Annotated in this window: 6 protein-coding genes; 4 read left to right on the forward strand and 2 right to left on the reverse strand. The window is 76.2% G+C overall.

All coding sequences use genetic code 11. The features are described 5' to 3' along the window. The first annotated feature begins 868 nt into the window (after positions 1–868). Together J116_RS26975 and J116_RS26980 are read left to right on the forward strand one after the other, a co-directional pair. Entirely contained in the window at positions 869–2,662 is a 1,794-nt protein-coding gene (locus tag J116_RS26975; protein ID WP_023590201.1) for a S8 family peptidase, read from the forward strand. Between the two features lie 207 nt (positions 2,663–2,869). Then, the gene (locus J116_RS26980; RefSeq protein WP_023590202.1) at positions 2,870–5,755 is read left to right on the forward strand and encodes a LuxR family transcriptional regulator; all 2,886 of its coding nucleotides are present in this window, start codon (positions 2,870–2,872) and stop codon (positions 5,753–5,755) included. A 94-nt stretch (positions 5,756–5,849) separates the two neighbouring features. On the opposite strand, the gene J116_RS26985 is transcribed toward J116_RS26980, so the two are convergent. Beyond that, the gene (locus J116_RS26985; RefSeq protein WP_037947013.1) at positions 5,850–6,065 is read right to left on the reverse strand and encodes a hypothetical protein; all 216 of its coding nucleotides are present in this window, start codon (positions 6,063–6,065) and stop codon (positions 5,850–5,852) included. 220 nt (positions 6,066–6,285) lie between these two features. Here J116_RS26985 and J116_RS26990 point away from each other — a divergent pair, with 220 nt between their 5' ends. Both J116_RS26990 and J116_RS26995 read left to right on the forward strand, forming a co-directional pair. Further along, the gene (locus J116_RS26990) at positions 6,286–7,350 is read left to right on the forward strand and encodes a class I SAM-dependent methyltransferase (RefSeq protein ID WP_023590204.1); all 1,065 of its coding nucleotides are present in this window, start codon (positions 6,286–6,288) and stop codon (positions 7,348–7,350) included. Positions 7,351–7,557: 207 nt separating this feature from the next. Beyond that, complete coding sequence (locus J116_RS26995; protein WP_023590205.1) at positions 7,558–11,292, forward strand: hypothetical protein; 3,735 nt, start codon at positions 7,558–7,560, stop codon at positions 11,290–11,292. A 151-nt stretch (positions 11,293–11,443) separates the two neighbouring features. Here the strand turns inward: J116_RS26995 and J116_RS27000 are convergent, their stop codons facing one another. Continuing rightward, on the reverse strand, positions 11,444–12,493 hold the full coding sequence (locus J116_RS27000) for a DUF6777 domain-containing protein (protein ID WP_037947018.1): 1,050 nt from the start codon (positions 12,491–12,493) through the stop codon (positions 11,444–11,446). Between the last annotated feature and the right edge of the window lie 121 nt (positions 12,494–12,614).

The following is a 12,614-nucleotide window of genomic DNA, read 5'->3' on the forward strand; positions in this document are numbered from 1 at the left end:
CCGGCCATGGCCCCGGCCCCGTGCGCCCGGGCCATGGCTCCGGCCCTGCGGCCCCGTGGGCCCCGGCCTCGCGAAGTAGGCTGTCGACCCGGCCGTGGACGCGGCCGTGGAACGGTCACGGCCCCGGCCCCGCGGACTCGGCTTCGCGGTCCCGTGTGGACCCGGCCTCGCGAGTCGGCCGAGGACGGGTGATGGCCCGGCCCTGTGGACCGCGCCGCGCACCGTTCATGGCCCCGGCCTCGCGGGACCGGGCCATGGTCCCGGCCTCGCGGACCGGCCGGTTCTGTTCGACCGGATGTTCCCCGCGGTGGTGACGGGTTCTCGGCGGACGGCACGTCACCCAAGAGGCAGCCGGGCCCCTGAGCGCTTCACCGGCCACCCCCTGGACACATCCCTTGGTCTGGACCTTAAGATCGGTCTGGGCGGCTTTCACCTCGTACGTGACGCCCCCGCCCCGCGATGACGCCGTCCCGGCGAGTGGGGCCGAACGGCCCCCGGCGAGGGGACCCTCCGCTCTGGGCAGGGGCCCCTCGGGCGGGACAAGGGTTTCCCCTCTATCGAGTTCATGGCGCGTTTCCCTACTGTTCCGGCACCGGCGGTTCCCCCCTCTGACCTGTAAATGTCAGGTGCATGTAACCCCATGCGTGCGACCCCAGGGAGATCCGCCGGGACGGCCCCGATGACGAGGCCGTCGCGCCGGCGGCGGCGCCGGGACCCACCCGGTCCCAGGGCTGTGGAGGTACCCCACAAACAGCCACAGCCCCGCGCCGCCGCCGCGCACCGCACCCTCAGCAGCTCCGGGAGTCGCCGGAGCCGCTCTTTGAAAGGGAACGACTTGAACGGTTCCAGGCGGAGACTGATATCCGTCGTGGCGGCGAGCGCCACGATCCTCGGCGTCGCGGCCACCTCCTCGGTGGCGCTCGCCGCGCAGGCCACCCCCTCCCCGCAGCCGGCCTCGCAGGCCCTGACCCCTGCCGCCACCCTCCCGACCGCGCCCGTCGAGAAGGTCATCGTGACCTACAAGGCGAGCACGGCGGAGGCGACCTCCAACGCCGCCGCCAAGAGCGACACCGCAGAGAAGGCCGCGAAGACGGGCGAGAAGCTCGCCTTCGAGCGCCGCCTCGCGGGCGGCCCCGCGCTCGTCGACCTCGGCACCGCGACCAGCAAGCAGGACATCGCCGCGGTCATGGACGCCTTCCGCGCCGACCCGGCCGTCGCCTCCGTCGAGGCCGACATCCGCGCCTACCCGATGGCCGTGACGCCCAACGACACCGAGTACGCCAAGCAGTGGGACCTCTTCGAGCCCACCGGCGGCATGAACGTGCCCGGCGCCTGGGACAAGACCACCGGCAGCGGCGTCACCGTCGCCGTCATCGACACCGGCTACGCGGCCCACTCGGACCTCGCCGCCAACACGATCCCCGGCTACGACTTCATCTCCTCCTCGACGGACGCCCGCGACGGCAACGGCCGCGACAGCGACGCCAAGGACGAGGGCGACTGGAACGCCACCGACGGCGAGTGCGGCGTCGGCTCCCGCGCGGGCAACTCGTCCTGGCACGGCACCCACGTCGCCGGGACCATCGGCGCCGTGACCAACAACGCCAAGGGCATCGCGGGCATCGCGTACGGCGCCAAGGTCCAGCACGTCCGCGTGCTCGGCAAGTGCGGCGGCTCCTCCTCGGACATCGCCGACGCCATCACCTGGGCGTCCGGCGGCAGCGTCCCCGGCGTCCCGGCCAACCCCACGCCCGCCAAGGTCATCAACATGAGCCTCGGCGGCGCCAGCAGCACCTGCCCGACCGTCTACCAGAACGCCATCAACGGTGCCGTCTCCCGTGGCGCCACCGTCGTCGTCGCGGCCGGCAACAGCAACACCAACGCCTCCGGCTTCACCCCGGCCAACTGCAGCAACATCATCAACGTGGCCTCCACCAGCCGTGAGGGCAACCGTTCGTACTACTCGAACTACGGCTCCATCGTGGACGTCTCCGCCCCCGGCGGCGAGACCCGCAGCGGCACGACCTCCACGCCCCAGAACGGCATCTACTCCACGCTGAACTCCGGCACCACGGTCCAGTCCCTGGAGAACTACCAGCCCTACCAGGGCACCTCCATGGCCGCCCCGCACATCGCCGGTCTCGCCGCGCTCCTGAAGTCGGCCAAGTCCACGCTGACGCCCGCCGAGATCGAGACCGCGATCAAGAGCAACGCGCGTCCGCTGCCCGGCACCTGCACCGGCGGCTGCGGCACCGGCATCGCCGACGCCACCAAGACGGTCAACGCCGTCACCGGCGGCACCACCACGCCCACCCCGGGCGGCACCTTCACCAACGCCACGAACGTGACGATCTCGGACAACACGACCGTCACCTCCGCCATCGCCGTCACCGGCGTCACCGGCAACGCCCCGTCCACCCTCCAGGTGGACGTGGACATCAAGCACACCTGGCGCGGTGACCTCGTCATCGACCTGGTCGCCCCCGACGGCACCCTGTACCGGCTGAAGAACTCCAGCGGCAGCGACTCGGCCGACAACGTCATCGGCACCTACACGGTGAACGCCTCCTCCGAGGTCGCCAACGGCACCTGGAAGCTCCAGGTCCGCGATGTCGCCTCGGGTGACACCGGCTACATCGACTCCTGGGGTCTCACCTTCTGAGACGCCGGTAGGACATAGAACACCGCAGGTCAGGGGCGTGTTCCCGGCATTCGGCCGGGGGCACGCCCTGCCGCGCCACCCGAAAGTGCCGTCCACATGCCGGACAAAGGACCTGGACTCCCCGCCCCTGGTTCGTATCCTCACAGGGCGCGGGCGGGCAGCCCGCCGCGCACGGGGACGAACCCGAGCGCCGGAGGGTGGTGGCACATGAGGACGACGCCGTACCCCTCCATGCCGGTCGGCCGGGCCCATCTCATCGACCGTCTCGACCGGACGCTCCAGACCCGCGGCCGGGCCGTGCTCACCGGCCCCGCCGGCATCGGCAAGACCGAGGTCGCCCAAGCCGCCGCCGCCGAGGCCACCGCCCGCGGCGAAACGGTCCTGTGGCTCGCCCCGCAGCCCGCCGACCGGGACATGCCGGGCGCCGCGGCGGCCGCCCTCGTCGCCTCCGTACCGCCCTCCGCGCTCGACGGGCTCCCCGGCCCGCAGCGCGAGGCCATCGCCGTCCTGTGCCGCGAGGCCACCGCGCCCGACTCCGGCTGGGACCCCATAGCGCTGCGCCTCGGTCTCGCCCGCATCCTGCGCACCCTCGCCGAGAACGGCCCCGTCCTCCTCGTCGTGGACGACACCCGCCACATCGACCCCGAGAGCGCCGACCTGCTGCGCTTCGCCTTCCACCTCGCCCCGCCGGAGCTGCACGTCCTGGCCGTCGAGACCCCCGCCCCCTACGGCCCCGACACCCCGTACGGCGACCCCGGCACCGGGCCGTGGAAGGAGCCCGCGCCCGCCGCCGACCCGGACGCGGCGGCCGACGGCGCGCCCGCCGCGCTGTGGGTGCCGTCCGAGGCGGACGTGCTGCTCGTCCCGCCGCTCCAGGCCGACGAGATCGCCGAACTCCTCGTACAGCACCGGCTCGCCTCCCGCATGGCCGGCCGCATCCACCAGGCCAGCGGCGGCAACCCGCGCCTCGCCCTGGCCGTCGGCCGCTCCCTCGCCGACTCCCGCACGCCCGTCCACCACGCCGAGGCGCTGCCGCTGTCCGGCCGTGCCCGCGACCTGGCCCGCCGGATGCTCGCCGCCGCGCCGCCACCGGTGCGCTCCGCGCTGCTCCTCGCCGCGCTCGCGCTGCGGCCGACCGCCTCCCTGGTCCGCCGCGCCGGCCGCCCCACCGCGGAGGCCGAACTCGCCGCCGCCGAACGGGCCGGGCTCGTCTCGTTCACCGAGGACGGCGCCATCACCTTCACCGCCGGGCTCCTGCCGACGACCCTCGTCCACGACACGTGCTGGACCGAGCGGAGCCAGGCCCACACCGCGCTCGCCCGCGTCGTGGACGACCCCGTCGAGGCCGTCCGCCACCTGGCGCTCGCCACCGACGTCCCCGACGAACGCCTCGCCGCGGAGGTCGCCGCGGCCGTGGAGACCGTACGCCGCCGCGGCAACAGCGCACTCGCCGCCGAACTGGCCCTCCTGGCCGCCGAGTCCACCCCCGTCCACCTCGGCCGCCGCCGCATCGCCCGGCTCGCCGCCGCCGCCGAGGAAGCCGCCCGCGCGGCACGCGCCGACCTCGCCATGCGCGCCGCCGCCGACCTCCTCGCCCGGGACGCCGACCCCGAGGACCGCGTACGGGCCCGGCTCGCCGTCCTCGACACGGCGAGCCAGGGCCTCACCGACATGGACGAGCTGTACGTCCACGCCCTGGAGGACTCCGAGGGCAACCCGGCGCTCCAGGCCGCCGTCCACCTGCGCCTGGCCGTCAAGTACGTCCTCGCCGACGGCGACCTGGTCCGCTCCCGCGCCGCCGCCGTCGAGTCCGCCGCGCTCGCCGCGTCGGTGGGCGACCGGAACACCGCCGCGAAGGCGCTCACCCAGCAGGCCCGCATGGACCGTGTCCTCGGCTCCCCGGACGCGGACAAGACCCTCGCCGAGGCCCGCGAACTGGAACGCGCCTTCCGCCCCCTCGGCGTCCGCAACTCCGCCCAGATCCTGACGATCCGCCACGCCCTCTTCGACGACCGGCTGAACGAGGCCCGTGACGAGATCAACGCCCTGCTGCCCCTGGTGGAGCGGCGCGGCACCGTCGAGGACACCATCGAACTCCTCCACACCCTCGCGGCCGTCGAGGCCCGCCGCGGCCAGTGCGCCGCCGCTCTCCAGCACGCCCACCGCGCCCTCGCCCTCACCCTGGAGGCGGGCCTGTCACCGGGCCCCGCCTGGTACACCCTCGCCCTCGCCGAGACGGCGGGCGGCTCCTTCGCCCGCGCCCTGCGGTACGCGCGGCGCAGCGCGCAGGCGTCGGAGGAGGAGGGCGACAGCGTCTTCCTCTCCCGCGCCCTGTACGCGCTGGGGAGGGTGCAGCTGGTCACCGGCGACGTGGCCGCCGCCGTGGAGACCCTGCGCCGCGTCCAGGAGGGGGAGCGCCGCCAGCGGATCGTGGACCCGTCCATGCTGCGCTGGCACGAGGAGCTGGCCGAGGCACTGCTCGCGGCCGACGCGCGGGAGGAGGCCGAGTCCCTCGTCGCCGAGGTCCGCCCGGTCGCCGAGCGGCTGGGCCGTACGACGGTGACGCTGGGCCTGGACCGGGCGTACGCGCAGTGCCTGGCGGCGGGCGGCAAACCCGACGAGGCGGCCGCACTGCTGGCCGGTACGGCCGAGCGGTTCGCCGAGCACGGCCTCGTACTGGAGCAGGGCCGGTGCCTCATCGCCCTGGCGCGGGTGGAACGGCGGCGGCGCAGGCGTTCGGCCGCCCAGCAGGCGCTGAACGCGGCGGCCACCGTCTTCGAACGGGCCGGGGCGGCGCCCTGGCTCGACCTGGTGGCGGAGAGCCCGGCCCGCGCGGAGACCGCACCGGTGGGCGCCGCGGACGCGCTGTCGCGGCTCACCGAGGCGGAGGTGCGCCTCGCCCGGATGGTCGGCCAGGGGGCCAGCAACCAGGAGGCGGCGGCCCGGCTCTACCTGAGCGTCAAGACCGTCGAGGCCCGGCTGACGCGCATCTACCAGAAGCTCGACGTGCGCTCCCGCGCCCAGCTGGCCACGGTCATCAACCAGGGCCCGCCCGGCCGTCCCGGCACTGCGGGCGGCGACGACCTCGCCTGACCGGTCGCGCCACGGGACCGCTGCCGGACACGGGACCGCCGCGCGGCGGGAGTGCGCGCCGCGCGGCGGGGACGGTGGTGGGGGATCAGTGTGATCAGTGCTGTACGGTCTCGCCGCCCGCGTGGGCCGTGCCGCCCTGCGTGGCGCCCTCGGTGGCACCGTCCACCAGCGACGTGACGGTGTCCGTGCCGACCAGGGAGCCCGGGTCGGGCAGGCCGCCGCCGACGACGGCGTGCGAGGACGGGGTGAGCAGGGACGTGACGACTCCGGCGGCGAGGGACGCCACGGCGAGCATGCTGCGCTTCTTCATGCCCAGAACAACTACCGAGGCGCGCTCGGGTCACGGCCCGCCCGCGACCAATTCCCGCCGGCCGCGTCGTCGCGGGCCGGTCCGCCGCCGCGCGGCGGCGGACCGGCCCGGTGCGCGGGCGGGTCCGCCGCACGCGCGCGGAGCCCGTCCGCTGCCGTGGGGCGGTGCCCGGGGTCCCGGCCTACGGTGGGAGGGGAACCGCCGGCACGAGGAGGACGCCATGGTGACCGCCGACGACGCCTTCGCACGCGAGGAGTTCGCAGGGCGGGTCATGGCCGCGCTCAACGGGGCCGCGACGGCCCTGCTCACCAGCGTCGGCCACCGGACCGGCCTGTTCGACACGATGGCCGGGCTGCCCGCCGCCACCAGCGCCGCAATCGCCGAGGCGGCCGGGCTGCACGAGCGGTATGTGCGGGAGTGGCTCGGCGGCATGGTCGTCAGCGGGTTCGTCACGTACGACCCCGAGGGCGCCCGCTACACGCTGCCGCCCGCCCACGCCGCCAGCCTCACCCGGGCGGCCGGTCCGGACAACCTGGCCACCCTCATGCAGTACCTGGGCCTCATGGGCGGGGTCGAGGACCAGATCGTGGCGGCGTTCCGCGACGGCGGGGGCGTCCCGTACACGGCGTACCCGCGTTTCCAGCAGCTCCAGGGCGAGGAGAACGGCCGCGTCTTCGACGCCGCGCTCGTGGACACGATCCTGCCGCTCGCGCCCGGTCTGACCGAATGCCTCCGGGACGGCGCCGACGCCCTCGACGTGGGCACGGGGCAGGGACACGCGCCCGTCGTCATGGCCCGCGCGTTCCCCCGCAGCCGCTTCCACGGCCTGGACCGCTCCGAGGAAGGCATCGCGGCGGGCCGGGAGGAGGCGGCCGGACTCGGCTTCGACAACGTCCGCTTCACGGTCGGAGACTCGACCGGCATCAGCGGCACGTACGACCTGATCACCGCCTTCGACGTCATCCACGACCTGGCCGCGCCCGCCGAGACCCTCGCCGCGATCGCCGCCGCGCTCCGGCCGGGCGGGATCTTCCTGATGGGCGAGATCGCAGCGTCGAGCAGGCTGGAGGAGAACATCGGCCACCCGCTCGGGCCCGCCCTGTTCGGCTTCTCCGTCTTCTACTGCATGACCACGTCCCTCAGCACGGGCGGCGCGGGGCTCGGCACGGTGTGGGGCGAGCAGACGGCCCGCGCCATGCTCGCAGACGCGGGCTTCACCCGGGTGGACACGCGGGCCGTCGAGGGCGACCCGGTCAACCTGTACTACGTCTGCCGGAAGGACTGACCGCGCGGGGCGCGCCTCGCGGCCGCGGGCCCGCATCCCGGGGGCGCCCGGGCTCCCCCGGGAGGGCGGCGGGCTCGCACCGGAGGGTGGCCGGGGCTTTCCCCCGATGCGCGGTGGCCGGGGCGGAGGGCGGCCGGGGCGCGCTGTCAGTGGCGCGTGCTGAGATGGGGTTCACGGTAAGTCACGTGACCGAACAGGGGGATCGCCATGGACGTGGCGGAGGTGCGCGCATCGCTGTCGGAGCTCCTGAAGCCGCCGAGCCGCGGCGCGGCGGGGGAGGAGGGGCGCGGGGAGGCCGCCGCGGAGCTGCGGGCCGCGCTCGCCGCGCCGAAGGCGCCGGGCCTGGGCCGGCTGGTCGAAGCGGCGCGGCAGGCGGGCGAGCTGGACGACGCCCTCGTCGCGGAGCTGCTGCGGCGCGGCCGCCCCGCCCGCGCGTTCGCCGGGTTCCTGGGCGGCGTGCCATCCCGGCCGGGGAGCCCTGTGGCCCGCGCGCTCGGGGAGTTGACCGGGCGTCATCTCGGGGGCGACCCACGGCGGTGGCGGGGCCTCCATGACGCGCTCGGCACCGCGCGCGCGGCGCTGCCGGACCTGCTCGCGGCCCGCCCCGTACCGGCCGATGGCACGCCGCCGCTGCCGCCCAGGTCCGTCACGGACACGCTCGCGCTGCTCCTCGAGCACGCGGCGCCTCCGCACGCCGCCGCCGCGCTGACCGCCCTGCCCGACCGGACCGTGGACACCCTGCTGGCCCGTGGCACGCTGCCGGGACCCGCGCTGACGGCCGCCGTCGTCGCGCACGGCGACACCCGGTCGCGGGCCGCCCTCGCCCGGCATCCCCGGATCGACTCCCGCGTCCTGAAGGACCTCGTCGCCGCCGACGACCCGGTCGTCAACGCCTCCGTGTACCGCAACCAGCGCTGTCCGGCGTCCCTGCGCCGCGCCATCACCCACGCCCTGCACCGCGTCCCGCTCGACGCGTCGCTCCGCGCCGAGCTGCTGTCCCCCGCGACGGACGATTCGCGCAGCCTGGCGGCGCCCCTGCTGGCCTGCGGCGACCCCGAACTCGTCCCGCGCGCCCTGCGGTGGGGAGTCCGCAAGGTGGCCCAGCGGTACGCCCTGCTGCGCGTATGGGAGTGCCGGGGCCCGGAGACGCTGCGCGCGGTGCTCGCCGACGCCGAGGCCATGCGGTACGTCCACCGGGAGGTCCGGGCCGACGTCGCCGCCGCGCTCGGGGAACCGGACGGCGCGACCCGGCTGCGCGCCGAGGGCGAGCCGTACGAGGACCCGGCCGCGCTGCCCCGGCTGTTGAGCACGAGCCGTGGCACCAGCACCCTGCGCGACCTGCTCAACGAGCCGTACGCCCACGACATGCGAGCCCTCGCCGCCGCCAACCGCCGGGCGCCGTTCATGCCGAAGGCCGCGGAGGAGCTGGTCCGGCACGAGGACGCGACGGACGCCGAGCGCGCCGAGTTCCGGCTGACGCTCCTCAACGCCGCCTGGCGGGCGGGCGGACGCATCGCCGGGAACCTCACGCCCCCGGCGCGGCGGCTGGAGGCCGAGTCCTTGGACGGTTCGGCCGGTGAGTGGGCGGTCGGGATGGTCCGGGCGGGCCTCCTCGACCCGGTCCTGCTGGTCACGGCCGCCCGGCCTGCCGCACACGCGGTCGGCGCCCTGCGGGCCGTGGCCGCCGACGGCCTGTGGACCGACGGGGCCCGCGCCGCGTTCGCCGCCCTGTGCGAGGACACCGTCGGGACCCGCCCGCACGCCTGGGAGGCCCTCCTCACGTCCCTTCCGGCCCACCCGGGCACCCCGGCGGAGGCCCTCCAGGACGCGGCACGCCAGGAGCCGACACCGGCCCCGGCACACCCGGCCCGGGCGGCCGAGCTGCCGGGCGCGGAAGCGGCCGAGCCGGTGACTGCGGAGGAGCCGGCGGCGCTGGACGGCGCGGTGGCGCCGGGTGGGGTGGTGCCGCGGCAGGGCGCGGTGGCGGGGGGTGAGCGGGAGCCGTCGGGGGAGCGGGCGCCGTCGGGGGAGCCTGTGGTGGCGGACAGTCCCGGGGAGCCGGATGATCCGGTGGCGCCCGAGGAGCCCGTGGGGCGGTTGGCGCGGTGTGCGCTGGGGGCGCTGGACCTGCTGGTGTCGCTCGCGCCCGACGGTGCCGCGACGCTGCCGGAGGACCGGGGCGTGCTGCGGTACCTGGCGGCCCACCGTGAGGGGGTGGCGCCCGCGTGGCGGCATCCCGGGTGGCTGTGGCGGGCCTGCGAGGACCAGGGGCTGGGCGACCTCGTCCATCCGTGCGAGACGCCGACGCGCGAGGAGGCGCTCGCGTGGCTGCGGGAGCACGACGGCTCGGAAGCCGAGGGGCGTATCGCCGACCGGGCCTACCTGTACGGCGTGCTGGACGCCGACGACCTGCTGCACCATCTGCCCGCCGCCCGGCTGCTGACCCTGCCGTACGGCTGGGAGGACCTGGCGTTCACCACCGCATGGAGGCGGGCCGTCGCCGCGTTCCTCGACCGGGAGCTCGGCACCGACGCCGACGCGTGGCTGGCCCTCGCGGCCATCGCCCGCGACGTGGACGCCACCGCCTCCTGGCCGGAGCTGCTCCACCGGTCGCGCCGCGCGGGCCGCCCATCCGCCGACGTGCTGCGGAAGCTGTGCGCCGTCGCCGACGGGGGTCAGGCGCCGACCGACCCTGAAGCCGCGTCGCGCCTGCTCGCGCGGGGCAACCACCTGTGGGAGTGGCCTCTCGGCGCGCTGCTGTGCGAGGCCCGTGAGGAGACCGTCGCCGCGGTACTGCCCCGCTTCGGGCCCGACGGGCCGTGGCTGCTCGCCGCGTACCTCCTGCGCCGGACGCCCACCCCGCACGGCCCGTTCGCGCACCTCCTGGACCTGCGCGACCCGGCCGCCCTGCGGCTTCTCTCCGAACAGCACCGCTGGCTGAGCGACGGCTCGGTGCTCCGACTCCTCGACCTGGCCGACCCCGACGTGGACCTCGCCCTGTTGCGGACCAGCCACGACCGGGCCGTACTGCGGCGGCTCGCCGCACGGAAGGGCCCGGCGGCCGCGCGCCTCGCCGCCGACCTGCGGGCCGACCCGCGCGCCGAGCCGCCCGGCGGCTCGGTGTGGCTGGAGTCCGCCGAACCGGACCTCGTGGAGTACGTGCTCGCCCGCTCGGGCAAGCGCCTCAACCTCGCGCAGCAGCTCGTCGGCTGTATGAGCCTGCTGCGCCACGGCGGGCCCGAGCGGCTGGCCGCGCTGGCCGACAGCGGGGTGCTCGGCGCGACCGCGACCCGGCTGTGCCGGAAGGCCCTCGCGTCGGACGACCCGCAGTCGCCCCTCGCCGACCGCCTGCGCCGCGAACTGGGCCCCGACCGCATCGTCAAGCGGCTGCGCCGGGCCCGGTCCCGCTGGGAGACCCGCGCGGTCATCGACACCTCCCCCGGCCCCCTGGACTGGGACGCCCTGGAGGCGGCGCACCACGAGGAGCCCCTCCCCGCGTGGGAGGAGCTGGTGCGCGGCCCCGAAGCGCCGCACGGCATACGCCTGCGCCACGCCGCCCATCTGCCGGCGCCGTCCCCCCACGGCACGCCGCTGGGGCGGGAGCTGACCGTGGCGCGGCTGCGGCACGGCATCGGCTTCCACCACCGCAGGCCCGTGGACGCCCTGCTGGACCGTCTGCTGGAGACCGGGCAGCTCACCGGCCGGGACCTGGTCCACGAGGCCGCCCCGGCGGCGGTCGTGCTCGCCTACCTCAACCGGGCGCGCCGCCGCCGCGACGCGCCCGCGGAGGTGCGCGCCGCCGTCGCGGAGACGGAACGGCTGGTGCGGGAGCGGCTCGGCGACGATCCCGGCGCGTGGCGCCGCGTGGCCGCCCGCCTCACTGAGCGGGAGCCGGCCTGGGAGGCGCACACCCCGGTTCCGGCACTCCTGTCGGTGCGGTAGGGGGGGCGGACCACTGCCGCCCCCGCCGCGGGCAGGCGTTCCGCTGGGGGCCGGCGCCTGCGCCGCACCGGTGCGCGGAGCTCCCGGGCGGGCCCCCGTTGTGCCCGCCCGGTCGGCCGCGGGGCCGGGCCGACCGGGCCTGGGGGGGCGGTCAGGTGGGGGAGTTCTGGCCGGGGTCAGGGGGCGTTCCGTCGCCGGGCGGGGTGCCGTTGCCCGGAGGGGTGTCCGGCCCCTGGTCCGTGGGGGAGCCGTTCGGCGGCGGTGGCGGGGGCTCGGTGTCCGAGGTCTGCCGCCCCGGGGTGTCCTCGGGGGTCGTGCCGCCGTCCCTCGGCGTGCCCGTGTCACGGTTCTCCGGTTGCTCCGCCGGGCTGTCGGCGGGGCTGTCCGGGGGCTTGGTCGTGGGGGTGTCCGTCGGCGTGTCGGTGGGGTCGTCCGGCGGTGTGGTCGTCGGGCTGTCCGGCGACGTGGGCGGCTTCGTCGTGGTCGGCGACGCCGTGTCCTTCGGCGAGGGCGAGGGCGAGCTGCCGGCGGGGTGCGGGCGCTCGACGCGCTTGCCCGTGGCCGGGTCGATGACGGTGAACGTCGGCACGGGGGTCGGCGCGGGCACCACGACCACGATCTCCTCCGCCTGGAACCCAGGCCAGGTCTTCCCGACGACCTTCTCGGGCCGCTCCACCTGCGGCCGGTCCAGCGGGTTGCCGCAGGCACAGCGCACCCGGGGCACGCCGTACTGGTCGATGAGCACGGCCGTACCGGCCTGGAGGACCGCCTGGTACGGGACCGCGCGGCCGTCCTCGAACCCGTGGTTCGTCACCAGAGTGTCCAGGCGCAGCTGCACGGACGTCAGGCCGCGCAGGTACGCGGGCAGGCCGTTTGGGGTGGTGCGCAGCACGGACGCGAACGCGCCGGCCTTCGCCTTGTCGCTCTCCAGGTACGCGATCTGCTTCTCCACGTCGCAGACGGCGCGGTTGCCGCTGCCGCCGTACAGTTCGGGCGCCGAGCCCGCGTACTGGTGGCGCTGCTGCGTCGGCAGCCGCTCCACGCCGCGGTTGGCCGAGGTGGCCGTGCTGGGCGTGAAGCTGTTGGGGGGACGGTACGAGACGCTCTCGGCGCTCACCGCCTGCGCCTCCTCGGGCCGCGACAGCATCACCACGGACAGCGCCACGACGGCGACGAGTACACCGACGAGGGCCGCGACCACAGGGACGGACCGCCACCAGGGGCGCCCGCCACCCGCGCGTCGGGCACCGCCGCCACCGCCACGGCCGTCGTCCCCTCCGCCGCCTCCACCGGTGGGCGGCGGAGGGGACGAGGGCGGGGCC

The organism is Streptomyces thermolilacinus SPC6 (genome assembly GCF_000478605.2).
Classification (GTDB): domain Bacteria; phylum Actinomycetota; class Actinomycetes; order Streptomycetales; family Streptomycetaceae; genus Streptomyces; species Streptomyces thermolilacinus.

Bases quoted from the DNA above. Each gene is read 5' to 3' on its own strand.
- J116_RS26980 (WP_023590202.1), top strand. From the start codon at position 2,870: ATGAGGACGACGCCGTACCCCTCCATGCCGGTCGGCCGGGCCCATCTC.
- J116_RS26985 (WP_037947013.1), bottom strand. From the start codon at position 6,065: ATGAAGAAGCGCAGCATGCTCGCCGTGGCGTCCCTCGCCGCCGGAGTC.
- J116_RS26990 (WP_023590204.1), top strand. From the start codon at position 6,286: ATGGTGACCGCCGACGACGCCTTCGCACGCGAGGAGTTCGCAGGGCGG.
- J116_RS26995 (WP_023590205.1), top strand. From the start codon at position 7,558: ATGGACGTGGCGGAGGTGCGCGCATCGCTGTCGGAGCTCCTGAAGCCG.